The sequence below is a fragment of the Paenibacillus albidus genome (assembly GCF_014644435.1).
Lineage (GTDB): Bacteria > Bacillota > Bacilli > Paenibacillales > Paenibacillaceae > Paenibacillus_AQ > Paenibacillus_AQ albidus.
On record NZ_BMKR01000013.1, the window covers coordinates 100156 to 126242 of the forward strand.

Sequence of the window (26087 nt, forward strand, 5' to 3'; positions counted from 1 at the left end):
AATAATTCGCTTATTCAGGCCTTCTTATATGACAATGGCTAGCCAGCACGATTACGTTTAAGTATATTTCCAAACAATGGATGTTACAATAGCGAGTTTGTTTTATAACCAAACTTGCCCGAGTGATTATTCACCCGTTAGGTGATAACACATAGGTATTCATGATTTCATCGGGGAGCGTTCATCCGTTTCTTTTGCCGTGTGCGTGCCCAGTTAAGCACGTATTTTCTAGCCGGTGAAAGCCCGGTCGCTGTTGCAGGGTTTAATGATGAAAACGTTCCCAAAAGAAGAGCGGGCAAAGATACTGGTGAATGATTTATACCAAAAATATCCACAGGGTCCAAAAGTCAAGCTAATCATGTACAAGTCCAATGAAAAAAACGCTTAAAAACACTTAACAAAACTTGCATAATCGCTTATAATGGTGGAAACGAGGGAGGGATTCTTATTTATCAGGAGGAACGTTTAGTCAAGATCCTGGAACACCTTAAAAGTTATGATAAGGCTTCAAATGATGAAATTTCCAAACTGTTGAATATTTCCAGAGATACAGTGCGAAGAGATTTCATCAAGCTGGTTGAAGAAGGGACAGCGATACGGACTCATGGAGGAATTGCCCTGCCTCATTTCAAAGAAGCCATAAAAGCTTACAAAGAACGGCTGAATACAGCTTCGAAGCAGAAGTTTATGGTCGGAAGGGCAGCCTCGAAATACATCGCACACGGAGACCTTTGTTTCATAGATGTATCAACGACCAATAAATTTTTATGTGAGCAAATCAAGAAGAATATAACCGTGTATACCCATTCGCTGGACAATGCAGTGGTCTTGTCAACCCAAAAAGAAATAGAGGTACACTTGCTCGGGGGCAAGTTTAATCATGAGAATCGTTTCTTTTATGATCTTGCTCTTGCCTCCCAGTTAAATGATGTCTATTTTGATAAAGCGTTTTTCGGGGCCGCAGCCATTTTGGAGGACGGGATATACTTCGCAAACCAAGAAGATGCTTATATGAAGCAAATGGTAGCAAAGCGTGCTAAACAAGTATATCTTTTAACGGATTCCCATAAATTCAATCTGATCAGTTCATATAAGGGACTTTCTTTCCAGGACATTCATATCTTGATAACCAATGAAGAACCCCCGGATAAGTATAGGAGGATTCTAAAAGAGTATAGAATAAAGATTGAAATTGCTCTTGAAGAAGGAGATGAACTGTCTTGACGGTAAAAGCGGTTTTTAGTGACGTAGACGGAACATTATTAAATTCTGACCATCAAATTACTCCTCAGACAAAGCAAACGATACAAAAGGCAGTAAAAAGTGGGGTCCCTTTTGTGCTTGTTACTGCAAGGATGCCTGGAGGAGTGGTTTCTCTTCAAGAGGAACTGGCCATCCATTCTCCCATTATTTGTTATAGCGGGGCACTTGTTTTAGAGGAAAACAGCGAAGGGAACATGGTACCTATTCACAGTACAAGTTTATCCCGTCAAGAAACCAGAAAAATTCTCAAAATTGTAAATGACAGATACCCAACCATTAGTATCAGTCTATATAGCTATAATGAGTGGTTGGTTAGTGATACCCGGAATTATTGGGTGACTCAAGAACAAGAAATCATCCATACCGACCCCAGGAAGGCAGATCTCGCCGCTTATCTAGAGAACAATCAGGAAACGCATAAAATTTTATGCATGGGAAATTCTCGGGAAATTAACGATCTTGAACAAACATTAAAGAATGAAACCACAGGCGTTTCAATCTATAAGTCAAAGGAAACTTATTTAGAAATCATGGATAGCTCTGCATCCAAATCACAAGCCATTCAAATCATTCTGCAAAGGCTAGGGTTATCAAGAGAAGAAATCATGACGATTGGTGATAATTTCAACGATATCGATATGTTATCATTTGCCGGATTAGGAATCGCAATGGCTAATGCGCCTGATGAGGTCAAACGCTATGCGGATGACGTAACACTCAGCAATGACAAAGATGGGCTGAAGTATTGCTTGGAAAAGTACGTGATTACATCGGAACAGTAGCAAGCATCGATTGAGTATTTTCGAAAGCAGGAAGCGTCTGACGTCAAAAAGGCCCTATTACACGTCGTGACTGCTTCCGGCCTGGTATTTTGAAATTCAAAACCGTTTTCTTTTGGCAGAAGAGAGACATCGCATTTCCTCTCGGTATTTGGCTACGGTTCTGCGGGAAATTTCCAGACCTTCCTGGGCCAGCATTTCCGCAATCGTCTGATCGGCCAGCGGTTTGCGCTTATCCTCTTCATCGATTAACTGCCGAATGCGTTTTTTGGCGCTCTCCGAGGAAGCGGTTTCGCCGTTCGCCGCTGCAAGAGCGGAAGTGAAGAAGTATTTCAACTCGAACAATCCGCGGGGCGTCTGCATGTATTTGTTGTTGACCGCCCGGCTGATCGTGGATTCATGCAACCCTGTGCTTTCCGCAATCTCTTTTTGGGTTAGCGGTTGCAGTCCATGAATGCCGCCGTCGAAAAAATCATGCTGCATCGTAACGATAGCCTCGGCGACACGTGTCAAAGTCTGCCTGCGTTGCTCCAGACTTTTGATTAACCAGCAAGCGGTGCTGTATTTGTCATGAATAAACTGCCGGGCTTCTTCCTGCTCGGGAAGAGCCCGAAGCATCTGCCTGTAATACGGATTGACCGCGACCTGCGGCGAACCGATATCGCTCAGCCTCACCCGATACTCGCCGCTGCTGGATTGCTCCACCGTAATATCCGCCCTAATGTACCGGTGCTCGTTATGGGTAAACGCCGCGCCCGGAAACGGATTCAGCCTGCGTATCCGGTCGGACACCTGCTGAACCTCAGAAATGCCGGCTCCGAGCGCATCCGCGATTCTCTGCAGCCGGTTGGCCGCCAGACCCGCCAGATGACGCTGCACCACTGCAATGGCAAGCTCATCCTCTTCTCCGGAGCGCCGGAGCTGCAAAAGAATGCATTCCTCCAGGTTGCGGGCAGCAATGCCCGCCGGTTCGAAGCCCTGCACCAGGGCGAGCATAGCCAGAACCTCTGCCAGATTAACGCCTATCAGTCCGGCAACCTCCAGTGCGTCCATCGCCAAATAGCCTTTTTCATCCAGGTTGCCGATCAGATATAACGCCGTCTTCCGCTGCATGCAAGTTAGACCGCAGACCAGTCCAAGCTGTGACTTCAGATGCTCATAAAGGGTATCGGACGGTTTGGCAACCCAGTCCAGCATCTCCTCCGTGTTCGCGCTTTTGGATTTCAAATTCTCCCTGCTCTCTCCGGCGATATATATATCATATTCCTGCAGATCGATAACCGGATTCTCCTTCGCCTGTTCCCGCAGATAGGACATCAGTTCTTCCGAAGAATACTGCAGGATTTGGATAGCCTGCCGTAATTCGGGCGTCATCGTCAGTTTTAACCTCTGTTCTTGCTTCAAACCGAATTGGTTCATGGATCTTCAGCACTCCTTCCGGGTAACCGATGGAAGTAATTCACCCGTATCAGATATTTATAGGAGAGCATTTCGTGAAGTATGACCAACTTTCCTGCTCAAATATAGAGTTTTTTGTGCATTTTATTGTTACCATTTGCACATTGAGTTTGTTATATTTAGCTTGAGGATTCAGGCTGGAGGTATGCAAATGAAGAGAATCGACAGGATTTTGGAATACATTGCGGAGCAGACGGGCAGAATGGCCGAAGAAGATTTGCGGCACGGAGGCGGGATTACCGTGGCGGAGATCGCCGATCATGAGGATATGCTGAGAAATAATGTGAGCAAAGAGCTGAATGAGCTGCTGCGAGCAGACCATATTATCAAAATTAAGGGAAGACCCGTCAAGTTTCTGCACAAAGAAACCGTCGAGTACATTCTCCGGATTAAGCTTAAAGAGAAGCAGATTGAGGCTCAGAGCCTGGATGAGATTCTGCGTCCAGGCGAACAGGTCGACCCTTTTCGCTCCCTGATCGGTTTCAAGGATAGCATGCGTAACCAGGTGGAGCAGGGGAAGGCTGCGATTCTTTATCCGCCAAGAGGATTGCATACACTGATTGTAGGGCAGACCGGAGTAGGCAAAACGCTGTTTGCCAAGTTGATGTACAACTACGGCAAACATATGAAGCGGTTCTCCGACGATTCGCCCTTTATCGTGTTCAACTGCGCGGATTATTACAACAATCCCCAGTTGCTGCTGTCCCATATCTTCGGACATGTCAAAGGAGCATTTACCGGGGCCGATTCGGAAAAAAAAGGGCTTGTGGAGAAAGCGGACGGGGGCATCTTGTTTCTGGACGAGATTCACCGTCTGCCGCCGGAAGGCCAGGAAATGATTTTTTATTTCATGGATACCCATACTTACAACAAATTAGGTGAATCGGAGCGGAATCGCAGTGCGAATGTGCTGCTCGTCGCGGCCACCACGGAAGATCCTGCCTCTTCCATGCTCAAGACCTTTATCCGGCGTATTCCGATTACAATCAATATTCCGCCCTTTCAGGAGCGCACGCCTGCGGAGCAGTTTCAGATTCTCAAGCATTTGCTGGAGAGTGAAGGCCTTCGCGTCAACAAACCGATCAGAGTCGAGCCGGAGGTTGTCAAAGCACTTATCGGCAGTGTCACTTATGGAAATATCGGGCAGCTCAAATCGAATATCCAACTCGTTTGCGCTACAGGGTTCCTGAACAGCATCCGCGAGATTAGGGAGGAGCTTATACTCGATTTCAAACTACTGCCGGGCAATATCAGGGAAGGGTTGTTCAATCTTGGAAAGAACCGCAGGGAGATCGAAGAATTTGGTGCAATTGTATCCCCGCTATATATTACACCCGAAGGAAGCCATTTGCTGGAGGAGGATGTTCTTGAGCCTCCGTTCAACCTCTACAAGCTGATTGAGGACAAAATAAGCCTGCTTAAGGATGAGGGGCTTGACGACAGTTACATCAACAGATTTATCACTACGGACGTCAATATCCATATTAAAAGTTTTTATAACCGTTTCTATAACCTGAAAGGAAGCAGAGAACGAATTCTCAAAATTGTGGATAATGAAATTCTCGAATTTTCTGATGAGGTGAAAGAACTGGTCGAGCGGGAGCTTGATCGGAAATACAGTGAACGTTTCGTCTATGCCTTCAGTCTTCATTTGAGTGCCTTTCTCAAGCGGATCAGAGAGAAGAAATACGGTGGCAAACTGGTCTATGATCCCGTCGACGAACATGATGAAGAATACAGAGTGGCTTTGACCATCAAGGACATGATAGAGTACCGGTTCGGAATTGACGTCCCGGGGGCTGAAATAACGTACGTGGCAATCCTGCTCAAATCGGTGGAGGAGGAGCGGCAGGGCAACGTCGGGATTATCGTGGCCACGCACGGTAACAGCACCGCAAGCAGCATTGTTGGTGTTGTCAACAGTCTCCTCGGCAGCTCCAATATTTGCGCGGTTGACATGCCGCTCGATGTCAGTCCGAAAGAAATTTTGGAAATTATTGTCGACAAGGTTAAGGGTATTGACTGTGGCAGAGGCGTACTGATGCTGGTGGATATGGGGTCCCTGCTCAGTTTTGAAGCGATCATTATGGAACGGGTCGGGGTCAAGGTCAAGACGATCGACATGGTTTCCACACCGCTTACGCTTGAGGCTGTCCGTAAGGCCAGCATTCTCGATATGGAGCTTGAAGACATCCACCGGTCGCTCAAGGATTTCAGAGGCTACAACAACATGGAAGCTTCACTAACAGCGATATTGGACAACAAGGTGATCATCACAGTTTGCTCCTCCGGCAAAGGCGCCGCGGTCAAGGTAAAGGAATTCGTCGAGAAAATCGTTTACGATCTGACGGAAAAGAAAATTACCGTTATTCCGGCAAAAATCAGGGAGCTTGACAAGGTGGTTAAAGAGTTTCAGGCCAAACAAAGCGTTCTCGCCGTAATAGGCGTAAAACGGCCGAGCGACCACAGTGTTCCGTTCATTCCTTTGGAACTGTTGATTGACGCAAGAGGCCAGGAACTGCTAAGAGAACTGCTGGTGCATCATGAACTGCCCGTTACGCAGGCCAATCAAAATGTGGTCATTAAGGGCTTGTGCGAAGACAGCTTAAAGGAATTTTTGACTTATCTGAATCCTCACAAAATATTGGGGACCCTGATGAAATTTGTCGAGGAGCTTGAACGGGAGCTGCGGACCGATTTCGAATATGCCATGAAGGTCCAGATTACCATTCATACTGCTCAGGCCCTGGAGCGGATGGTCATACACGACGGGCTGGTTTACCGCGGCGAGACGGGCATTCTGGATTCACATGTTCTGAATGCGGTAAACCGGGCTTGCAGTATATTTGCCGATGGTATAAATTTGACCCTCACAGAAGATGAGAAATATTATATTTGTGAAATACTGAGCGATGTATATAAAATGACCCCATTAAAAGAACAAAGAGTATGAAGCGTTTATATTTGTGTATGACAGATACAAATTAGAACAAAAAAAGCGTTTTCCCACGAACAAAAATCCCTGGAGCAGCGGGGATTTTTTGGTTTCAAGAAATTTTTCTGGATGATACAGAAGTTTGGCATGGATATTGCATATCTAAGGGCATAGAGAGCTGAGGGGGTGAAAATAAAATGATTGGAGTCATTGTGGCTACGCATGGAAGATTTTCCGAAGAACTGCTGAGGTCTACGTCGATGGTTTATGGTCAATTGGAGAACGTGGTGGGAGTTACGTTTGAACCGGGTGAAAGCGTTAACGGACTTGTAGATAAATTCAAAATAGCACTTGGTACGATTGATTGGAGTGACGGTGTTATATTTCTAGTTGATTTGTTCGGCGGCAGCCCGTACAACGCAGCCAGCCGGATCGCAGCCGGCTATGAGAATATGGATATTGTATCTGGAGTTAACCTCCCCATGGTCGTTGACGTTCTGGTCAGCAGATCGACGGAGAAATTGGAAGATCTGGTAAAGCTGGCGATTCGTGCAGGGCAGGATTCGATGAAATCGTTCCGCACCCTTAGAGAAATTCAAACAGAGGAGGAATTGTAGTATGGAAATTTCATTTGTTCGTATTGATGACAGACTGATTCACGGCCAAGTAGCAACGGTATGGGTGAAAGAAACAAAGTGCAACAAGATTATCGCCGTGAGCGATGAAGTGGCAGCGGATACATTGCGGAAAACCTTGCTGCTCCAAGTATCTCCGCCAGGAATCAATGCTTACGTCGTTACGATCGATAAAGCAATTGAGGCGTATAACAATCCGAAATACGCTGATTTCAAAACGCTGTTTCTGTTTACCAATCCATCGGACGTGCTTCGCGTAGTGGAAGGTGGAGTACCATTCAAGTCGGTGAATGTCGGCGGCATGTGCTACAAGGAAGGCAAGAAACAGATTACGGGAGCAGTATCCGTCGACAAACAGGACGTCGAAGCTTTCCGCAAGCTCCATGAAAAGGGCATCGAATTGGAAATCAGAAAAGTCGCCAGCGATCCGAAGGTGAATCTGATTTCCAAAATTCAAGGTTTATAGTCAAGGAAATAAGAGGGGGGTTATGACATGAGTACTTTTGAAATCGTGATGGTAGCGATAGTTGCAGCCATTTGCGGCATGGGCAGCGTGCTGGACGAAGGGCAGACGCATCGGCCGCTGATTGCCTGCACGCTGATCGGTCTGGTCCTTGGCGATGTCAAGACGGGTATTATTCTTGGCGGTACATTGGAACTGATGGCGCTTGGCTGGATGAACGTCGGCGCATCCATGGCTCCCGACGCGGCGCTTGCCAGTGTAGTATCAACTATTCTTGTTATTGTAGGGCATCAGTCAATAGGTGCGGGTATTGCCGTCGCCATACCGATCGCTGCCGCGGGTCAGGTACTTACGATTTTTGTCCGGACGATCACCGTTTTCTTCCAGCATCTGGCGGATAAATATGCGGAATCGTCAAATTTCAAGGGAATTGAGCTATGTCACTTTATTGCGCTGCTGCTGCAAGGTTTGCGTGTTGCTCTGCCGGCTGTTTTGGTAGCGGTAGCCGCCGAGACGGGATTGGTCACGGACCTGCTGAATGCGATTCCGGATGTCGTAACGAGAGGACTGCAAATCGCGGGCGGCTTTATCGTCGTCGTCGGTTATGCGATGGTTATCAACATGATGTCCGCCAAGTATCTGATGCCTTTCTTCTTCCTTGGCTTCGTTGTTGCCGCCTTTACGGGCATCAACCTTGTAGGTTTTGGTATTGTGGGCGCGGTGCTGGCCGTTCTGTACATCCAGTTGAATCCGAAATATAACGCGAAGGGCGTGGCGGTAGAAGAAATTGATGAACTGTAGCAAGTTTCCAAAGAAAGAGGGGATTATAAAATGGAAGATAAGAAATTAACGAAAAAAGATTTGAACAGCATGTTTTTCCGGTCCTGGTTCCTGCTCGGGTCGTTCAACTTTGAACGGATGCAGTCGATCGGCTTCTGCGTCACTTTGATCCCGGCGATCAAACGGCTATACAGCAAGAAAGAAGATCAAAGAGAAGCTTTAAAGAGGCATCTCGAGTTCTTCAATACACAGCCCTTTATCTCGGCCCCGATTATGGGTGTCACTGCCGCCATGGAAGAGCAGAAGGCTAACGGCCAACCTATTGATGACGCTACCATCAGTGGGGTCAAAGTCGGCTTGATGGGTCCGCTCGCCGGGGTAGGGGACCCGATTTACTGGGGAACCTTGCGTCCGGTTCTTGCAGCGCTCGGTGCTTCCATTGCTCTGACCGGCAGTATTGTTGGACCGCTGCTGTTCTTCATTCTCTTCAACGTCTGCCGGCTGGCGACCAAGTGGTACGGCCTGAAATACGGGTATGAAAAAGGAACGGAGATCGTGTCCGACATGTCCGGCAATCGGTTGCGTAAGCTTACGGAATCGGCTTCCATATTAGGACTATTCGTCATGGGCGCGCTCGTATCCAAATGGACCAGCATCAATGTGCCGCTCGTCGTGTCCAAATATACGGGCACGGACGGTAAAGAGGTAATCACAACGGTCCAAATGATTTTGGACCAGTTGATGCCGGGACTGCTGCCCCTGCTTCTAACATTCCTCTGCATGAAACTGCTCAAAAAGAAAGTGAATGCCATCGCTCTCATCTTTGTTCTATTTGCGGTAGGTATTATCGGATACGCGCTGGGTGTACTAGCATAGGGGGCAAGCAGGGTTTCCGCTTGGGCTCTATGGCTTCCAGGATATAATCAAGATTTGGACATTTCATAATGGAGGAGTGAGTTGCCCTCCTAGTTTCCAGTAATATATTAAACTAAAACGGCATCTCTGCCGTTTTTTTGCTGTTTGGGAACTGGAGTGACTTTTTATTTGGTTTCTTTCGTGGTCCAGTTTGGGAAGAAAAAATCGTGCAATGCAAAGAATGAATATCAACCAAAGTAAAGTCAAAATCGACCTGGATAACGATACAATTGAAGTTGAAGATGACTAATCGATTGATGATATTCTTGAATCCGCCGGTATGTTGACTCCTGAGGAAGCAAAAGAACTGACAGATGAGGTTCGGAGAATGCGCGAGGAAGAGTGAATTGATGAGAGGTTATCAGATGTCTAGATGTTACCTCGCGAATTGCACAAAGAGCCGGAGATATAAGAAGGCAATAACGAGCGAAAGGGCAGAAACCTAAAACCCCTGATGCCATAATTATTGCAACTGCAGTAGAAAATCAGTTGAGATTAGTTTCACGTGATCATGATATGAGCTTTGATAGGGATGAGTTTCCCCATTTCCCTGATTAATCTTTAGGGGCAGTGAAACCAACAAGGGCTTGAGGAGAAGTACCAGGCCGTAGTGAAACGGGGCTACCCGAACTCGCGAACCGGTCTGCCAAAGATGGGGCAAGGTCGAGTCTGCACTATGGAGACGAAGGCGTTCTAGTCCACCCATCGCACCAAGGTGTGTGCGGGCGGCATGGTACGGAAGATGACGTTGTGACCCACGGAGATCTCGTCGTGTCTGAAACGAGTGCACTTGCAGGACGAGTGGTAAACAAAGTCGAAGCGGTCGCGCCGTGCCCGCCGCTTCCAAGAACGCGCGGCAACTTCAGTAACGGATGCTATAAGGAAACCCCGAAGTGCATACCAGACGCACGGCGAGAAGTCGGAGAGCTGCGTACTACTTGCGGACGGACGAACAACAGAAACGTCCGGATCAGCCGTCCAAGTACGGTTGGCTTCTGGTTCACCCAAAAGGTGAACCGGAAGGGGAAGCCGGCTCGTTTTATGGAGACCGGAACTGGCATGAGTTTCGCGAGTAAGCGGCAAGGGAGGGAAATTCCCTAAGTGAAAGACCCAAAACTTGCAAGCGGAGGATACGAAGCGCATGAAAGCAGAAGGCACAGGACGAAAGGTTCATTCATTAATCGACAAGGTATATCACCGAACAAACCTGGAAATGGCATGGGAAACGGTGAGGGCAAACGGGGGCAGTGGTGAAACCGACAAGGTCAGGGTCTGCCAGCAAGCGTTGAAAAACAGGCTGGAATCTATCTTCGAACCCTTGTTCAGTGAATGCAGTTTCGGATACCGGCAGGCAGGTCAACGCATCAAGCGATACGGAAAATTTACCGCGAGGTGATGGGCGGATGTGAATGGATTATGGACGCAGACCTGCGGGATTTCTTAGGCACGGTACATCACGAACCGCTGGTTTACAGGATTGCGGAGCAAGTAAGCGACGGAAGAGTCATGCAGCGGTCGCGGTCGCCTTGGTATCCGGATTTTTCCACAGAACACCTCCTTTGAACATTCATTGAAGCAGACGGTTAACCTGCGCGTTCTTGCGGAAATCAAGCGGGGCCTGATGATAGAACTTTTTGAATTGATGATAGAAGTGGCTGACATTCTCAAAGCCGGATTCGAGCGCGATTTCCACTACACGAAGCTCGGTGGTGAGCAGCAGATTCCGGGCCATATTCAGCTTAAGCTGGTTGATATATTCGGTAGGGGTCTGGTTTAAATATTGCCGGAAAGCCCGGTTCACATGCCCTGCGCTTCTTCCGGACAGCCCGTATAAGGCCCGCAGCCCCTGGTTCAGATTTTCCTTCAGCTGCATTTTAGAGATGGCATGCTCCAGCCACAGGGGCAACTCCGGCCGCTCGGTGGTCTCCGGGGAGAAGAAATATCGGGTCAGTGTATCGACAAGTACACCTTTAAGGTGAATTCTTGCTTTTACCTTGTCGATGTCGGAGAGCATTCTGAAGCGTTCGATATGACGGAAGAACTCGGCCATTTCCAGTTGGGACAGCATGGCGATCCGGGGAAGCGGCGGGTCCAATAATCCGTGCGCAAACTCTTCTTCGTTCAGAAAGGCCAAAGCTTCGGCGATAAGACTCGACCGGCAGGAGATATTTAAGAAACGGCAATCCCCGTCTCCATCCGCTTCATATTTGTGCGTGTCGCGGGGCCTGATAAATACAAGGCAGCCCGGTTTGAGACGCTGTACCTCTCCATTAACGATATGCTTGCATGTGCCTTCACTCAAGATGAAAAACTCATAGAAATCATGGGTATGCTCCGGGGACACCTGGCTTAAGGATTCTACCCAAAAGGGATTAGCCAACAATTCAGGGTCAATATGGCCCGCCTCGGAATATTTGATCATGTCCTTTGATCCTCTCTCAGTGCTTTTGTGATGTTAAAATAGCACACTACTCTCGCGAACACAATACAAGAAATATAAAGACTTTCTTGTTACACTTGATCTGCTAGAGGATAAAAAAGTACATTTGGGAGGCATAAGAGATGCAGCTTGTCGATCTAAACGGAAAATGGCACATGCGACGACTTCACGCGCTGAAATGGCTGGAGGCCAGCGTGCCGGGCTCTGTCTATCATGATTTATTGAATGCGGGGGAAATGCCGGACCCGTTCTACCGCGAGCAGGAGTACGAGGTTCTGGAATTGTCCAATTACGATTATGAATATCAGCGCACATTTCAGGTGGACGCCGGGGCACTGGCACATGACCGCGTGGTCCTGCTGTGTGAAGGGCTGGATACCCTGTGCGAGCTGTCCCTGAACGGAACCCCTATTCTGAACAGTGACAATATGCACCGGACGTATGAAGTGGACATTAAACCTGTATTAACTCCCGGCGAAAATACAATACATGCGATATTCCGTTCCCCTGTGGAATATTCCCTGCGGAAGCAGGCGGAGCTGCCGCTGATAAACTGCGCCGATGCGGTAGAAGGGATCTCCCACCTGCGCAAAGCGCATTCCATGTTCGGCTGGGACTGGGGTCCAAAGCTGCCCGATATGGGCATCTGGAGAAGCATTTCAATCAAGGGCTATGACAGCGCCCGTCTCGACGATGTGTATATTACGCAATTCCACGAAGACAACAAGGTCACGCTGGATGTCCGGGTGAGAACGGAGAGCTGGCAGGAGGCTGAAAGAGAAATTGTGGTTAAAGTCCAGGCTCCATCAGGTGAAGTATTGGAACACCGTGTGTCCGAGACCGCTCATACTGATCATCATATTGCGGTGGAGATCCCGGAGCCGGAGCTGTGGTGGCCGAATAACCTTGGTGCACAGCCCCTGTACAACGTAGAGGTAATTCTGGTTCAGCAGGAGCAAGAACTTGATCTCAGGGAGCTGCGGATCGGACTCCGAACCATTACAGTGAAGCAGGAAGAAGACCAGTGGGGAGAATCGTTTGCCTTTGAGGTCAACGGCGTGCCTATTTTCTCAACGGGTGCCGACTATATCCTGGAGGACAACATTCTGGCGCGCAACACCCGGGAACGCACGGATCGACTGCTCCAAAGCTGCGTTGCGGCCAACTTTAATACCATCCGTGTATGGGGAGGCGGCTACTACCCGGACGATTATTTCTATGATCTTTGTGACGAGTATGGCCTCATTGTGTGGCAGGATCATCTGTATGCCTGCGGCATCTATGCGCTGACGGAGGAGTTCGAGGAGAACATTACCCGGGAGACCATCGACAACATGAAGCGTCTCCGCCACCATGCCTCGCTGGGCTTGTGGTGCGGGAACAACGAGCAGGAGCTGGCCTGGGACGAATGGAACTGGGAGAACCTTACCTCCCTGCAGCTTAAGGCAGATTATATCAAGCAATATGAGGTGCTGCTGCCGGCAATCGCCCGAAAAATCGATCCCAATACCTTCTATTGGCGCGCTTCGCCGTCTTCCAAGGGCGGCTTTGACAAGCCCAATGACGAGAATTACGGAGACATGCACTACTGGGGAGTGTGGCACGGCAAAGAGCCGTTTACCGATTACCGGAAGCTCTATCCGCGTTACATGTCCGAATTCGGGCTCCAGTCCTTCCCGGGCCTGAAGACCACCCAGACTTTTACTTTGCCGGAGGACCGCAATATCTTCTCCTATGTCATGGAGTCCCATCAGAAGAACAGTACCGGGAATGAGAAAATCCTGTACTACATCGGGGAGACTTACAAATATCCTAAGGATTTTGAATCCATTTTATATGCGTCGCAGCTCATTCAGGCAGAAGGCATGCGCTGCGGGGTTGAGCATTGGCGCAGGCACAGAGGACGCTGCATGGGTGCCTTGTACTGGCAGCTGAACGACTGCTGGCCGGTAGCCTCCTGGTCCAGCATCGACTATTACGGCCGTTGGAAAGCCATGCATTATGCGGCCAGACAGTTCTTTGCGCCGCTTCTCGTCTCAGCCCACGATGAGGGGACCAAGGTCTCCCTTCATGTGTCCAACGAGAGCCGGGAGGATGCTGCGGGTGAATTGAGATGGAGACTGCTGACCCCGGCATCGGAAGTGCTGCTGGAATCCGCGAAGCCGGTGGAGATTGCCGCATTAAGTACTGCCGAGTTCGAGCAGCTTGATTTCGGCCATATCCTGGACACGAAAGACAAGAAGCGCGAAGCCTATCTGGAATACGCCTTGGTGGTGAACGGCGAGGCAAAGAGCCAGGGAACGGTTCTGTTCGTCAAGCCGAAGCACTTCCGCTTTGCTGATCCTGAGATCGAAGCCGTACTCGCAGAGGAAGAAGATCGGTTCGTCATCACGGTGAAGTCCAAAGCCTATGCCCGGTTTGTAGAGCTTGGCTTCAAGGAAGCGGATGCCATCTTCAGCGACAATTATTTCGACATGTCGGCAGGCGTGGAAAGAACCGTTACCGTCGCCAAAAAAGATCTCGGCAAGCCCGCAACGGCAGACGAACTGCGCGCCCAGCTTACTGTGCGCTCTGTCTTTGATATTTAATCCACATACCTCGCTGGACATTTGAATACCGTTTAAGGTTATGATTGGCCTTGGCCATCTGCTGTGAGGTGAAAAAAGGGAAGGTCACCCCTTCCGGGTATCCCGATACTCGGAGGGATACCTTCCCATTATTTTTTTGAAGTTAGGATATAAGTTCGTCTTGCATGCTGGTCAATTCGGGGATTCCCCTTGTAAAGTAACGGAGCTTGATCCTCCGAACCGTGTCGGTTTTAACAGGGGTAAGGATTGGCATCTTGCCTTTGAATTGAAAGAAATCGATGGAAAAACGGAATTCACCTTGATTCATTCCGGCTGGGATCCGGAAAAGGTTACTGAATTTGGTCAACCGCATTCGATCGTCCGCGGCTTTATGAACAGCGGTTGGGAGAAAATCGTCCAAGAAAAACTGCCTGCCTATATCGAGGCTTAGCGTGCCTGTCGCTGAATCTGGACATGATGTGTTTTAAGGAATAGCAGCCGAACGGCTGGAGTCGGACCATAACGAGGAATGATGAACCGGGAGGCGTGAGATTGCACGCTTCCCGGTTTTTTGTTTTTATATCAATTGAACAAAAGAAAGGAACAAGGGGCACGAGTAACGGAGAGAAAGGTTGGAGCTGGAGGAGCGGTGCGTCCGCCTTTGTTTTTGGATTTCCTCCAAAAAGAGCTTGAACCTTCTAAGAAATCCAAAAACAACAGCGGCCAGAAGCCCGACCATTTCTCGTAGTTGCGATCAGACCCGCCCTATACAAATCTTAAGTTCAACTTATATAGACTCTCAGTACAAAAAGACATAAAATCCAATATCCCAGCATTCAAAAAAAGCGTTTATATAACGAAAGAATTATATCGGTGCCAATCACTGCCTTACTCCGTCCCTTATATAATCCATCAGCAACGATCTCGAAGCTGGGATATACTCATCTTTTCGGAGCTGAAGCAGACCAACGGGAATAGTGGAATCGTACATATCAACGCCTATTTTAACGACTCCCTCCGGCAAGTGCGTTGAATCCAGAACCACTCCAACAAAATCAAGCTCCCGTACGAAGCCTGGAATGGTTGAGATTTGACTTACTGTATACAGGAATGGAGCCTTGGTGAAGCGGGATAGCTGTCTGGTTAATCGCAAATAATATAAGCAGGTTTGCCCGCCTGCCACCATGGGATAGTCGAGCAGGTCCTCTAACGATATACCCGCTATTTTGTCTAAAGGGTGATTGGCAGGAACAATGAAGGCGATCTTCTCGTTATAGAGCGGTTCAAAGTGAAAAGAGGATAATTCGGCTGGCTCGCCGCATATGGCAAAATCCAGCTGTTTCTGTAGTACCGCTCGTGAAAGAGAGTCGGTGTTTCCGATGACGATGTGGCACGAAATTTGCGGTTTTTGCTCCCTGAATCGGTGTAGTACGCCAGGCAGTACATGACCAGCCCACGACTCCAGTCCGCCAATGGTTATGGTCCCGATTTCGTCTCTTTGCAAAGCTCTGGCCTGCTCCGCTGCATAATTCCAGTGCTGGATAAGCTTGTCGACCTCTGACGCGAACATGCGCCCGGCATCCGTCAGCTCTGCCTCCCATCCCCGTTTGAACAGCTGAATGCCCAACTCTTTCTCCAACCGTTGAATCTGATTCGTTATGGTTGATTGTGCATAGTTCAATTTCGCCGCCGCTTTGGCGAACGTTCCTTCTTGAATAATGGTTCGAAACGCAGTGAGTTCTTTCAGGTCCATGGTTCATACCTCCATCTATATTTTCGAACAAGATAATCATTTTATTCAATTATATAGATAAAGATGAGAGGAGTACAATAGGGATATCCCATAAAAGGAGTGACCTCATCATGCCCTTTATTCGCGTGAGTTACCAGGAAGATCAGTACACGCCCACGGAGTTGCCTCTGATCAGCAAAGTGATTATGGAAGCTCTTATTGAACATTTTAATGTGCCTGAAGACGACTGTTTTCAAGCGTTTCATGCCCATAAGCCCTATGAATTTTACTACAACCGCAATTACCTGAATGTCGAACGCAGTGATCGGCTGTTGTATATTCAAATCACGCTGAAGTCAGGCAGAAGTACTGCGCAAAAAACCGGCTTTTACAAAAGCTTGGCTGAACACTTGGCAAACATCGTGAACGTTAGGCAAGACGATGTATTTGCCGTATTGGTCAATACCGAATTCGAGGATTGGACGTTTGGCAATGGCATCGCGCAAATGATCCAGGCCTCAGAGAACGGGAAGGAGGGAGGCTTGGAATGAAGCACCGGATCATAAAATCGAATGCTCGAGAATCCCTTGGGGATATTGCTCCTGCTTTTGTACGATATTCCGAAGACGTGCTCTTCGGGGATGTATGGAGAAGGACAGAGTTATCGCTTCGGGAACGAAGCCTGCTTACGGTATCTGCCCTAATAGTCGGAGGACATAAGGAGCAACTCCCCTATCATCTCCGGCTGGCCCGGGAAAATGGTCTCACGGAGGAAGAACTGGTCGAAGCGATGACCCATCTTGCCTTTTATGCCGGCTGGCCGCGGGCCGCTTCGGCGTTGCAGGTTGCCAAGGAGGTATTCAGGGAATGAAGCGTGAAAAAGCAGCCGTTACGTGCCCTGCTAATATGGAGTGAATGAATAAAGGTAAGCCAATAGAAACTGAAATGGACAAAATGATTGTGTTAAGCGAACTGTTTGGCGTAAGCTTGGATCATCTGGTCAAGGATGTTCCCAGCAGTACCGGGGGAGTGGAGCGTATCTCAAGCCCCCCTAACGTGGATCTGAAATCCATGTTTCATTATGAGTACAAAAGCGAGCGAACCGCAGCTTACCGGCATGCTGAAAAAGGAGGCAAAATCACCGGATGTTCTGGAGCTCAAAGAGGTAAATAAACCGGTTCGATTGAAATCGCGCTTATGCAACAAACAACGGAACAACATGCAAATAAAGAGACAGCCAGGTTAGGGTTACTGGCTGTCTCTTTAATTTTTTTTTTAAACTATTTGTAAAAGAAAATCCGGTGAACAAACAGGAATGCCATTTGCTAACGAAAAAGGATGGATTTTAGATGAAGCTAAAGTTAAACTAGTTCCTCTGCTTCGACAGATTATAATGAGAACAACACAGTGGGAGGTAGATGTAATCATGGTTAACCAAGTGCAAGCAAGTATTCAAGTATCAGCTAAGCTTCCTGTTTCCTATACACCAGATGTGGTTGTGGTGGGAGGTGGAGCATCAGGTGTTGCAGCAGCTATGGCTGCCGCCCGTAACGGAGCTGAAACCTTATTGATCGAGCAACGAGGGTATTTAGGCGGAATGGGAACGGCAGCGCTGGTACCCGCGTTCTGCCCTTATACGGATGGTGAGAAACCTATCATACGGGGGATCGGCCTAGAGCTTTTGGAGAAGATGAAGCAAGCTGCCGGTGAAGCCTTCTACAGTCGTAATAAGGATAGATTAGATTGGGTAGCTATCGATGTTGAGACCCTTAAGGGTGTATATGACCAGAAGGTAATGGAAAGCGGCGCTAAGATTTTATTTCACACCTTTGCCGATCAGGTTCTGTTGGAGGGAGATCGCATCAGCGGTCTTGTGATCAGTAATAAATCCGGACGCTCAGTCATTCAAGCTAAACTGTATATCGATGCCACGGGGGACGCGGATCTCGCAGCACTGTCTGGCGTGCCATTCCAAACCGGGGGAGAGCACGGTGAATTGCAGCCAGGTACCATGTGTTATGTAGTCACAGGAGCAAATAAGGCTCGTTTTGATCAATTTAAAGACGATACAGGACAAGATGGAGCCTTGGAGAATACTGTCATAGAGGCACAGCGAAATGGAGATCTTCCCGAAGGACGTAAGCGTATTTCAGGCATTGCTTGGATTACGGATACGGTTGCTGGTTTCAACTTTGGACATATATTTGGAATTGATGGGACAAAAGCGGAGGATTTAACCCGGGCAGCCATCGAAGGGCGGCAATTAATTCAAGTGCAAATCCAATTTTTGCGTAAATATGTGCCTGGGTTTGAGGATATCCATCTCGTCCATTCCGGTGATCAAATTGGTATTCGTGAAACACGGCGAATCGCAGGCGACTACAAACTGGTCGTGGAGGATTACATATCGATGCGATCGTTTGAGGATGATATCGCGCGCAACGCCTACTTCATTGATATTCATCTCGCAAATGCCAGCAGCACAATGACGATCAAGTATTTGCCAAAAGGAAAATCACATGGTGTCCCTTATCGTTGTATGCTGCCGCAAGGTAAATCCAATCTGATTGTAGCTGGACGCTCCGTCTCATCCGATCGTCCGGTGCAGGGCTCGCTTCGTGTCATGCCTAATTGCTTTGCGATGGGGCAAGCCGCAGGTACGGCAGCGGCCATGGCGAGTGTGAATGGAGGAGGATTCCGCGAAATATCCGTATCCGGGCTTCAGCGTAAGCTGATCGAGCAAGGCGCTTGGCTTGGGGAGCGGCCGGGTTTTGCAGAGCATGATCAAGCTGCTGTTACCAATCATATTGAATTTGAAGAGGAATGCTAGGCTGCCGCTAATAATAATAAAGGTCGACCTCCTGTTAAGCTAGGCAGGGGAGTCGATCCTTTTGTTTTTTTATAGGTGAAACTGCATTTCCAGTTATACTAAATGAGCAAGGGATAGGAGGTCAATGATCTTATGTATCGATTAGTTATTGTAGACGATGAAGCTGCCGTTCGCTTTGGACTAAGCACCTATTTTGACTGGAGTCAGTATGGTATTGAGGTTGTAGGTGAGGCTGAAGATGGGGATGAGGCCTTAGAGGTCATCGAGCGGGTCAGGCCGAATATTGTGCTTACTGATGTTCGTATGCCCAATATGGATGGAATTTGTTTATCCATGGAAATTAAGGAGAGGCTTCCGACCACCCAAATTGTATTTGTCAGCGGTCATGATGATGTTGATTATCTTAAGTCTGCGTTGAAGGTCAATGCGGTTGATTATATATTCAAGCCAGTGAATATGCAGGAGCTGACCACAGTTATTGAGCGCGTAGTGGCTGTGTTGCAAGATGCGGAGGAAGAACGCACATATATTGTAGATATGCAGGTTAAGCTTACGCAGAGCATGCCTTTACTGCGTGAGAAGTTCCTCATGTCCTTGATTCGTGATGGGGTCACACATCCGGAGCGTATTAAGGATAAGCTTGATTTCCTTGAGCTTGATCTGCCGATGACAGCTGATTACTGGACCATCCTTGTGAACATCGATGATAGTGCAGTAGTCGTCTTAACTCGCTCCGAGCGGGATCAGCAATTGCTTTCCTATTCTGTTCTTAATATTATACAGGAATTAATCAATCGGAATATGCATGGATACATGTTTGAGAATAGAAATGGTGAGTTCGTAGGTATTCTGAGAATGAGAAAGGAGGATAACCAAGAGGGGCAATTGTTCCGTTTAGCAGAGGAAATTCGCGATAATCTCCAGCGCTGGCTAAAGATAAGTGTGACTATCGGTGTTGGCGAGCGCATCTCATCCCTGACTTCATTGCCTCAATCGTATACTCAGGCACGTGAAGCTGCTGAACAGAGATGGTTTTTAGGCAAAAATCATATCCTATCGATCGATAATTTACAGCAGGATAAGAACACTTTCTATCGATTCGATCTTGCTCAGGGAGAACGTATCTTGTCTATGGTGAAAGCAGCGGATAAGGATAAGCTGCTTTCGGAGCTAGATAAGGTTTTTGAACCGTTGGCACGCAGCCGCAAGGAAGGACTTGTTACCTGTCGCCATGTCAGCTTGCAATTGATTTTACTAACAAGCCGTCTTATGCTGGAATTAAATATGCTGGCACCGGAAATAGCAGACAAGGAGACACTGCTCTGGGAGCAGGTTTTTAAGCAAGAAACGATGCTTGATTTAAGAACTATTGTAGAAGCCCATCTGCTAGAGGTGTGTGAACGTGTTGGTGAGAAGCGAAATGGAAGGCCTAAAAATGTGATTGAGAGAATCCAACTCTTGATTGACCAACGTTATGCGGAAAATTTACAGGTAGGCGATATCGCCAAGGAGGTCTTTTTATCTCCAACCTACTTATGTCTCTTATTTAAACAGGAGACAGGAGAAACGATTAATGAATACATCACAAGGGCCAGGATCGAGAAGGCGAAAGAGCTGCTAAGAGATCCACGTAATAAGTTCTATGAGGTCTGCTATACGGTGGGTTACTCTGATCCCAGCTATTTCAGCAAGCTATTTAAGAAGATTACAGGTCTCACACCGAGTGCCTTTCGTGATCAATAGATGTGAAGGCGGTGAAGCAGGGTGAAGAGCCTTCTGAAGAGAAGTTGGGACTACGGCTTGCTGATCTTGAAGGGAGTTATGGGGGTTAGGTCATGGCTGTTGGCCTATATTGTATTCATCCTGATTCCTGCATCGATTCTGCTGCATGCATATACGCAGAAATCATCGCAGATTCTGGAAGAAGAGGTAACCTATACGATGCTGCAAACGCTTAAACAAGCCAGTATTAATCTGGATTATCAGTTTGACTCCGTACGGGATAAATCCAATACTATCTTTATGAACCCCAAGCTGCATCAATATTTAAGCAGCACGGCAACCGTTGGGCAGCAGATGGATTCGCTCAAGGAGATGCGGTATTTGGTTGACAATGCCCAGACGAATCCAAATGTATTCCGGGTTCGATTGTTTGTGAATGGCAATCGGTTGTATGCTGGTGAAAAAATCAATTTTTTTACGTTGGATACCTTGAGGGATAGGCCTTGGTTTCAACAAGTTAGGGACGCAGGAGGTACTATACTGTGGACAGGCGCCTATTTAGAATCTTATATAGACACTGAATCCACCTATGTGTTTTCGGGTGCCAGAATTCTGAGGGACCCTGATGATTACGAACGGATTTCGGGGTATTTATTGATTGATGTAGCTGAAAAAACGATCGAGCATATATTGACAAAAATGAAGTTGACCAAGGAAGGGCATATTTATTTGGCAGCTCCCGATGGAACGATTAAATCCAGTAACGAAAAGGATTTATTGGGGAAGACCTTGAAATCACCTGAGGTGTTGGAGGTATTAGGGCAGAGCGACGAAGGAATCATTCCTCTGATGAAGGATAAGAATCCTCGATATGTGATTTATACCCATGTTCATTCAACAGGCTGGCTGTTAGTAGCAGAGGTACCCAAAGCAGAGATAACCTCTCGTGTGATTGCATTGAATCAGTTTTCAGGCGTAGCGACTTTATTTGGTGTAACCATTCTATTTTTACTGCTTGTATTTTTATTGCTCGCTGTGATTGTACGTGGGATGAACCGCAGGATACAGACGGTCATCATGAGGATTAGGCGGGAAGGTATTGACAGCTTGGACGACCGGATCGGAACCTCAGATACTCTACTGGAGAATAGTGTGGATCATTTGATACATAGAGTTCATGATTTGATGGAAGAGACCTATCGATCCAAGGTACAGGAGAGGGAAGCTCAGTTGCGTGCTTTACAGGCACAGATCAACCCTCACTTCTTATACAATACGCTGGATACCATTAATTGGATTGCAATTGGACGTAAAGCTCATGATATTAGTCAGATGATTGATGGCTTGGCCAAATATTTTAGGCTTAGCTTGAATAAAGGCAGAGACTTTGTAAGCATAAGTGATGAGCTTAATTTGGCCAAGGTTTACTTGGAAATTCAGCAAACCAGATTTCCTAAGAGCTTCACCTTTTATTTTGCAATAGATGAAGACCTGGATCATTATCTAATGCCGAAGCTGACGCTCCAGCCACTAGTCGAAAACGCACTTCTGCATGGGATACGTAAGTCAAAGGGGAAATCAGGAACAATCCAAATTCGGGCTTGCCGGGATGGTGAAGATCTGCTCCTATCCGTTACAGACAATGGGATTGGCATGGAGCAAGAGCTTGCAGACAGTTTGTTGACCGAGCCACAGCCGGACTTGCGTTCTGACGGGGAGGGCAGCTCTTATGGCTTATATAATGTAAATGAGAGAATTAAATTGTTTGCAGGGGAAGCTTATGGTTTGAGTATTCGTTCAAAGCTTGGTGAGGGTACGACAGTTTCGGTTCGTTTTAAAATAGAATAGCATGGGGAAAAGGAGGCTGTCCCAGCAGTAGATTTTCTACTTGCGGGGCAGCCTCTTTATATTGTCCTAAATACCTTAAGATACTACCTGAAACCAAAACATTACCATCTACAAATGGATAGTGCCACTCTTTATAATACGAATATAAGAACACGGAGGGGAGCCGAACTTGAGTATGATACGGGCAGAGCTTGAACAGCAAACAGCTCAGATGAAGACGAAGTCAATAAGTAAGGGGCGCTGGAAGTTATTTCGAAATAATTACGATTTGTATTTGTTATTGATTCCTGGCTTGATATTTTTACTATTATTCAAATATGCACCGATGTATGGTATCATCATTGCCTTTCAGGATTTCAACATTTTTGATGGGTTTATCGGAAGCAAGTGGGTTGGGCTGGATCAATTCGAGAAGCTTATTCATTCGGAAGAGTTTTATCAGGTATTCAACAATACGCTGTTAATCAGTTTTTATAAAATAATTTTGCTTTTCCCAATACCGATCATCATCGCTCTTTTCCTGAATGAGGTGCGCAGGGCTGTATTTAAGAAGACGATCCAGACGATTATATTTCTTCCGCATTTTTTGTCATGGGTCATTATTTCCGGGTTATTCATGAATATCCTTTCTCCGTCCGGTGGGGTGGTGAATCATGTAATCGAATGGCTGGGAGGGACGCCGATCTCCTTTTTCCTCGATAATCACTTTTTTCGAAGTGTTGTTGTTTTTACGGCAGGCTGGAAGGAATCCGGTTGGAACGCCATCATCTTTATTGCAGCGATTGCGGGAATTGAACAAGAGCAATATGAGGCAGCCTCCATAGATGGCGCCGGACGGATCAGACAGATGATTAACATTACACTTCCAGGTATACTGCCAACGATCATTCTAATCTTTATTTTGCGTCTGGGCTACTTACTCGAAGCTGGGACTGAACAAATATTAACGATGTATAATTCGGTCGTGTATTCATCAGGCGATGTGATTGGTACCTTCGTATACCGCCAGGGACTAGGTCAGCAGGATTACAGCTTTAGCACGGCAGTAGGCTTATTCAACTCGGTTGTTGGTTTGATCTTGATCGTATCCGGTAATGAGCTTAGTAAAAGATTAATTAAACGAAGTATATGGTAGGTAAAGCTTATGGACTACAAAGAACTCTAAGGAGGTATAAAGATTGCATAAAAAAACGATAAAAGACCGATCCTTGGATCTATTTATCTACCTGTTTCTCCTTCTTATGGGAGTAGTAACGCTGCTGCCTATAGCCACTGTGCTGTCCAAAGCAGTGAGTGATGAATCGGCTGTCATTTCCGGCAAGGTGGGGATTTTCCCGGTAGGCTTTCAATTGCAAACGATGAAATACGTTATATCCTCCAGCCAATTTCTTACTTCCATAGGTATTTCTATTCTGGTTATGATTGTAGGAACCGTGCTTGCGATTGCATTAACAGCCTTGACGGCCTATCCCTTATCGAAAAGAAATTTGCCAGGAATTTCCTTCATTATGCTGCTGTTTATATTCACTATGCTCTTTAATGGCGGGATTATTCCTAACTATCTGTTGATGAAGGAGCTTCATCTGATCAATAGTCTATGGTCCTTAATACTTCCAGCTTTAATTAGCGTATTCAATATGCTAGTCATTAAAAGCTACTATGAATCACTTCCGGAATCATTAGAAGAGTCTGCCAAGATTGATGGAGCCAGCAACTTCACGATCTTGTTCCGTATCGTTATTCCTTTGAGTGGTCCCGTTCTGGCAACTATCGCTCTTTTTTATGCCGTATATTACTGGAACGATTATTTTAATCCGATGCTCTACATTAACGATGCAGGCTTAAAGCCACTGCAGTTGTACCTGCGCGACATTGTTATGGATGCAGACAGCTCCTCCGCTTTGAATAAGAGCGCCGACGATATGATGAATGCATCTCCGGAGGGTGTTCGCTCTGCGACGGTTATCGCTTCGATCATACCGATGCTTCTCGTCTATCCTTATTTGCAAAAGCACTTTGTCAAAGGCGTGCTGATTGGCTCGGTTAAAGGTTGATGACCCGAATTGCCTTACTTTATTGCATTAATACCCACGGTGTGCACATCGTGGGTTTAATGATATAGTACAAAAATGAATAGGGAGGTCTACCCATGGCAATGAAATATAAAAAATGGATGATGGCAACACTCGCAGGAGGATTATCTGTAACATCTCTGGTCGCTTGCTCCTCTAACGGAACACCATCAGCTAGCAGCATAACCCCAGCTAGTAACCCATCAGCAGAGGTCTCAAAAGCAACGACAGAACCCAAGTCTGAATTGAAAACACTCCAAATCTGGCAGAAGGATGATTATAATACGTATCCGGTAGCCGAATATTTGGAGCAGAAGACGGGTTATAAGGTTCAGTATGATATGCTGCCGCAAGACAAGCCCGAGGACAAGTTAAATATATTGATTGCTTCCGGTGAGCCTTATGATGCGATTACAACATTTGGAAGCACCGATTTCAAAGCGATATACTCTGACTATGCCAAAAAAGGCGCCTTAATCGAATTGGGACCGTTGATCGACAAATTTGGACCCAACATTAAAGCAGTTATAGATCCTGAAGCTTTGGAAGCTGCCAAGGTGGATGGAAAGCTGTATGCGATCCCCACCAAAAGCATCTCGAATGTAAACACAAGCTTATATATTCGCCAAGACTGGCTTGAAAAGGTAAATATGAAGACGCCTACTACATTAGATGAGCTTACAGCGGTTCTTAAAGCTTTCAAAGAGAAGGATCCTGGCGGTAATGGAGACAAAAATATACCTTTAACCGTAAAAGGTGAGGCCGCCTTCATTGATAATATTGCTGGGGCATTTGGAATTCCAAATTTCTGGAATGATGTGAACGGCAAGATGACACCCCGTATTTTAGACCCTGCGTATACCGAGTATGTGAATTATGTTACTGACCTTTTCAAACAAGGACTGTTGGATAAAGAGTATGCAGCTAACAAAGATGCTACGGCTAAAGAAAAATTCACAAGTGGAAAAGCAGGCATGATCCTGTTGAACTGGTCTGACGTTCCCACTATTGCCGATGCTTTAACGAAAAATATTCCCACGGCGAAAGCGAGCTATATTTCGGCATTGAAAGGTAAGGATGGAAAAGCGGGACTTGCTGCATTCAGGGGCTTTGATAGACTTACTTTTATTCCTAAAGCTTCCAAGCATCCGGAAGATGCGATGAAGTGGATAAATGCTAAGCTTGAAAAAGAAACGTTTATAAACATGACCATTGGTGAAGAAAATAAGCACTATACATTGAAGGATGGCACTTATACGCCTATTCAACCTATCTTTTCCGATGAGCGCAATGCGGCCAATAATTTCTTAACGGGCTCCGACGACACGAACTATCCGATCTACTGGCAGGCACGTGTTCGCAAGGATATGCGTTTGTTCGAAGCATGGGAATTTATGAACAAAAAAGAGCCAGCCACTACGAAAGTAGAAGATCCATTAGGTTTTGCTCCTTATTTGCCTGAATTCTCGAAAAGCTTTCAGCAATTGAACACAATGGTGGGGGATTATACGCTGAAGCTGGTTTTCGGTGCTGAGCAATTGAGCGGTCTAGATGATTTCATCGCCAAATTCAAATCCTCAGGCGGAGAAGCAAGTTATAATGAAGTGAATGATTGGTACGCTACGGCTAAGAAGTAACAAAGTAACAC

22 protein-coding genes and 1 pseudogene are annotated in these 26087 nt (G+C 46.8%); 20 read left to right on the forward strand and 3 right to left on the reverse strand.

Annotated features, from left to right (window positions below; translation table 11 throughout):
• The first annotated feature begins 474 nt into the window (after positions 1-474).
• Together IEY53_RS16955 and IEY53_RS16960 are read left to right on the forward strand one after the other, a co-directional pair.
• Positions 475-1224, forward strand: a complete 750-nt coding sequence (locus IEY53_RS16955) for a DeoR/GlpR family DNA-binding transcription regulator (protein ID WP_268240782.1) — start codon at positions 475-477, stop codon at positions 1222-1224.
• Positions 1221-2045 carry a Cof-type HAD-IIB family hydrolase gene (locus IEY53_RS16960; protein WP_189026968.1) on the forward strand — a complete coding sequence of 275 codons (825 nt, stop codon included), beginning with the start codon at positions 1221-1223 and terminating at the stop codon, positions 2043-2045. The genes IEY53_RS16955 and IEY53_RS16960 overlap by 4 nt, the downstream gene beginning before the upstream one ends.
• 96 nt (positions 2046-2141) lie before the next feature.
• On the opposite strand, the gene rpoN is transcribed toward IEY53_RS16960, so the two are convergent.
• Positions 2142-3461 carry an RNA polymerase factor sigma-54 gene (rpoN, locus tag IEY53_RS16965; protein ID WP_189026970.1) on the reverse strand — a complete coding sequence of 440 codons (1320 nt, stop codon included), beginning with the start codon at positions 3459-3461 and terminating at the stop codon, positions 2142-2144.
• Positions 3462-3651: 190 nt separating this feature from the next.
• Between rpoN and IEY53_RS16970 the strand changes: the two genes are divergently transcribed.
• From IEY53_RS16970 to IEY53_RS17000, 7 genes are all read left to right on the forward strand, one after another.
• On the forward strand, positions 3652-6453 hold the full coding sequence (locus IEY53_RS16970) for a sigma-54-dependent transcriptional regulator (protein WP_189026971.1): 2802 nt from the start codon (positions 3652-3654) through the stop codon (positions 6451-6453).
• 179 nt (positions 6454-6632) lie between these two features.
• Positions 6633-7052 (forward strand): PTS sugar transporter subunit IIA, encoded by a 420-nt coding sequence (locus tag IEY53_RS16975; RefSeq protein ID WP_189026973.1) that lies wholly within the window; start codon positions 6633-6635, stop codon positions 7050-7052.
• A 1-nt stretch (position 7053) separates the two neighbouring features.
• Positions 7054-7536: a mannose/fructose/sorbose PTS transporter subunit IIB gene (locus IEY53_RS16980; RefSeq protein ID WP_189026975.1), complete on the forward strand. Its 483-nt coding sequence runs from the start codon at positions 7054-7056 to the stop codon at positions 7534-7536.
• A gap of 27 nt (positions 7537-7563) precedes the next feature.
• Positions 7564-8334: a PTS mannose/fructose/sorbose transporter subunit IIC gene (locus IEY53_RS16985; RefSeq protein WP_189026977.1), complete on the forward strand. Its 771-nt coding sequence runs from the start codon at positions 7564-7566 to the stop codon at positions 8332-8334.
• Between the two features lie 30 nt (positions 8335-8364).
• Positions 8365-9189: a PTS mannose transporter subunit IID gene (manZ, locus tag IEY53_RS16990; RefSeq protein ID WP_189026979.1), complete on the forward strand. Its 825-nt coding sequence runs from the start codon at positions 8365-8367 to the stop codon at positions 9187-9189.
• A gap of 932 nt (positions 9190-10121) precedes the next feature.
• On the forward strand, positions 10122-10304 hold the full coding sequence (locus IEY53_RS16995) for a hypothetical protein (RefSeq protein WP_189026981.1): 183 nt from the start codon (positions 10122-10124) through the stop codon (positions 10302-10304).
• 65 nt (positions 10305-10369) lie between these two features.
• Positions 10370-10624, forward strand: a complete 255-nt coding sequence (locus tag IEY53_RS17000) for a hypothetical protein (protein ID WP_229696198.1) — start codon at positions 10370-10372, stop codon at positions 10622-10624.
• A 171-nt stretch (positions 10625-10795) separates the two neighbouring features.
• Here IEY53_RS17000 and IEY53_RS17005 read toward each other — a convergent pair whose 3' ends face one another.
• Entirely contained in the window at positions 10796-11650 is an 855-nt protein-coding gene (locus IEY53_RS17005) for a helix-turn-helix domain-containing protein (RefSeq protein WP_189026982.1), read from the reverse strand.
• Between the two features lie 140 nt (positions 11651-11790).
• Between IEY53_RS17005 and IEY53_RS17010 the strand changes: the two genes are divergently transcribed.
• A complete protein-coding gene (locus IEY53_RS17010; protein WP_189026984.1) occupies positions 11791-14256 on the forward strand; it encodes a beta-mannosidase in 2466 nt (821 codons plus the stop codon).
• Positions 14257-14398: 142 nt separating this feature from the next.
• A pseudogene (locus IEY53_RS17015) lies at positions 14399-14686 on the forward strand (SRPBCC family protein); the annotation flags it as partial.
• A gap of 429 nt (positions 14687-15115) precedes the next feature.
• Here IEY53_RS17015 and IEY53_RS17020 read toward each other — a convergent pair.
• Positions 15116-15988 carry a LysR family transcriptional regulator gene (locus tag IEY53_RS17020; RefSeq protein WP_189026986.1) on the reverse strand — a complete coding sequence of 291 codons (873 nt, stop codon included), beginning with the start codon at positions 15986-15988 and terminating at the stop codon, positions 15116-15118.
• A gap of 110 nt (positions 15989-16098) precedes the next feature.
• Between IEY53_RS17020 and IEY53_RS17025 the strand changes: the two genes are divergently transcribed.
• The 9 genes from IEY53_RS17025 (at position 16099) to IEY53_RS17065 (ending at position 26076) form a co-directional block, all read left to right on the forward strand.
• Positions 16099-16518 (forward strand): tautomerase family protein, encoded by a 420-nt coding sequence (locus IEY53_RS17025; protein ID WP_189026988.1) that lies wholly within the window; start codon positions 16099-16101, stop codon positions 16516-16518.
• Positions 16515-16838, forward strand: coding sequence for a carboxymuconolactone decarboxylase family protein (locus IEY53_RS17030; protein WP_189026990.1), 324 nt, complete (start codon positions 16515-16517; stop codon positions 16836-16838). The genes IEY53_RS17025 and IEY53_RS17030 overlap by 4 nt, the downstream gene beginning before the upstream one ends.
• 44 nt (positions 16839-16882) lie before the next feature.
• Positions 16883-17140 carry a hypothetical protein gene (locus IEY53_RS17035; protein ID WP_189026991.1) on the forward strand — a complete coding sequence of 86 codons (258 nt, stop codon included), beginning with the start codon at positions 16883-16885 and terminating at the stop codon, positions 17138-17140.
• A 253-nt stretch (positions 17141-17393) separates the two neighbouring features.
• Positions 17394-18797: an FAD-dependent oxidoreductase gene (locus tag IEY53_RS17040; protein WP_189027070.1), complete on the forward strand. Its 1404-nt coding sequence runs from the start codon at positions 17394-17396 to the stop codon at positions 18795-18797.
• A 132-nt stretch (positions 18798-18929) separates the two neighbouring features.
• Complete coding sequence (locus tag IEY53_RS17045; protein WP_189026993.1) at positions 18930-20540, forward strand: response regulator; 1611 nt, start codon at positions 18930-18932, stop codon at positions 20538-20540.
• A gap of 66 nt (positions 20541-20606) precedes the next feature.
• Positions 20607-22367, forward strand: a complete 1761-nt coding sequence (locus IEY53_RS17050) for a cache domain-containing sensor histidine kinase (RefSeq protein WP_189026995.1) — start codon at positions 20607-20609, stop codon at positions 22365-22367.
• Positions 22368-22542: 175 nt separating this feature from the next.
• Positions 22543-23502, forward strand: a complete 960-nt coding sequence (locus IEY53_RS17055; RefSeq protein WP_373293875.1) for an ABC transporter permease — start codon at positions 22543-22545, stop codon at positions 23500-23502.
• A gap of 43 nt (positions 23503-23545) precedes the next feature.
• On the forward strand, positions 23546-24421 hold the full coding sequence (locus IEY53_RS17060) for a carbohydrate ABC transporter permease (protein WP_189026997.1): 876 nt from the start codon (positions 23546-23548) through the stop codon (positions 24419-24421).
• Between the two features lie 95 nt (positions 24422-24516).
• Complete coding sequence (locus IEY53_RS17065; protein WP_229696199.1) at positions 24517-26076, forward strand: extracellular solute-binding protein; 1560 nt, start codon at positions 24517-24519, stop codon at positions 26074-26076.
• Positions 26077-26087: the final 11 nt, after the last annotated feature.

Excerpts from the sequence above, each read along its gene's own strand:
- IEY53_RS17025 (WP_189026988.1), top strand. The coding sequence starts at position 16,099 with ATGCCCTTTATTCGCGTGAGTTACCAGGAAGATCAGTACACGCCCACG.
- IEY53_RS17040 (WP_189027070.1), top strand. The coding sequence starts at position 17,394 with ATGGTTAACCAAGTGCAAGCAAGTATTCAAGTATCAGCTAAGCTTCCT.
- IEY53_RS17005 (WP_189026982.1), bottom strand. The coding sequence starts at position 11,650 with ATGATCAAATATTCCGAGGCGGGCCATATTGACCCTGAATTGTTGGCT.
- IEY53_RS17030 (WP_189026990.1), top strand. The coding sequence starts at position 16,515 with ATGAAGCACCGGATCATAAAATCGAATGCTCGAGAATCCCTTGGGGAT.
- IEY53_RS16985 (WP_189026977.1), top strand. The coding sequence starts at position 7,564 with ATGAGTACTTTTGAAATCGTGATGGTAGCGATAGTTGCAGCCATTTGC.
- IEY53_RS16980 (WP_189026975.1), top strand. The coding sequence starts at position 7,054 with ATGGAAATTTCATTTGTTCGTATTGATGACAGACTGATTCACGGCCAA.
- IEY53_RS17045 (WP_189026993.1), top strand. The coding sequence starts at position 18,930 with ATGTATCGATTAGTTATTGTAGACGATGAAGCTGCCGTTCGCTTTGGA.
- manZ (WP_189026979.1), top strand. The coding sequence starts at position 8,365 with ATGGAAGATAAGAAATTAACGAAAAAAGATTTGAACAGCATGTTTTTC.
- rpoN (WP_189026970.1), bottom strand. The coding sequence starts at position 3,461 with ATGAACCAATTCGGTTTGAAGCAAGAACAGAGGTTAAAACTGACGATG.
- IEY53_RS16975 (WP_189026973.1), top strand. The coding sequence starts at position 6,633 with ATGATTGGAGTCATTGTGGCTACGCATGGAAGATTTTCCGAAGAACTG.
- IEY53_RS17020 (WP_189026986.1), bottom strand. The coding sequence starts at position 15,988 with ATGGACCTGAAAGAACTCACTGCGTTTCGAACCATTATTCAAGAAGGA.
- IEY53_RS17010 (WP_189026984.1), top strand. The coding sequence starts at position 11,791 with ATGCAGCTTGTCGATCTAAACGGAAAATGGCACATGCGACGACTTCAC.
- IEY53_RS17065 (WP_229696199.1), top strand. The coding sequence starts at position 24,517 with ATGGCAATGAAATATAAAAAATGGATGATGGCAACACTCGCAGGAGGA.
- IEY53_RS17055 (WP_373293875.1), top strand. The coding sequence starts at position 22,543 with ATGATACGGGCAGAGCTTGAACAGCAAACAGCTCAGATGAAGACGAAG.
- IEY53_RS17035 (WP_189026991.1), top strand. The coding sequence starts at position 16,883 with ATGAATAAAGGTAAGCCAATAGAAACTGAAATGGACAAAATGATTGTG.
- IEY53_RS16970 (WP_189026971.1), top strand. The coding sequence starts at position 3,652 with ATGAAGAGAATCGACAGGATTTTGGAATACATTGCGGAGCAGACGGGC.
- IEY53_RS17000 (WP_229696198.1), top strand. The coding sequence starts at position 10,370 with ATGAAAGCAGAAGGCACAGGACGAAAGGTTCATTCATTAATCGACAAG.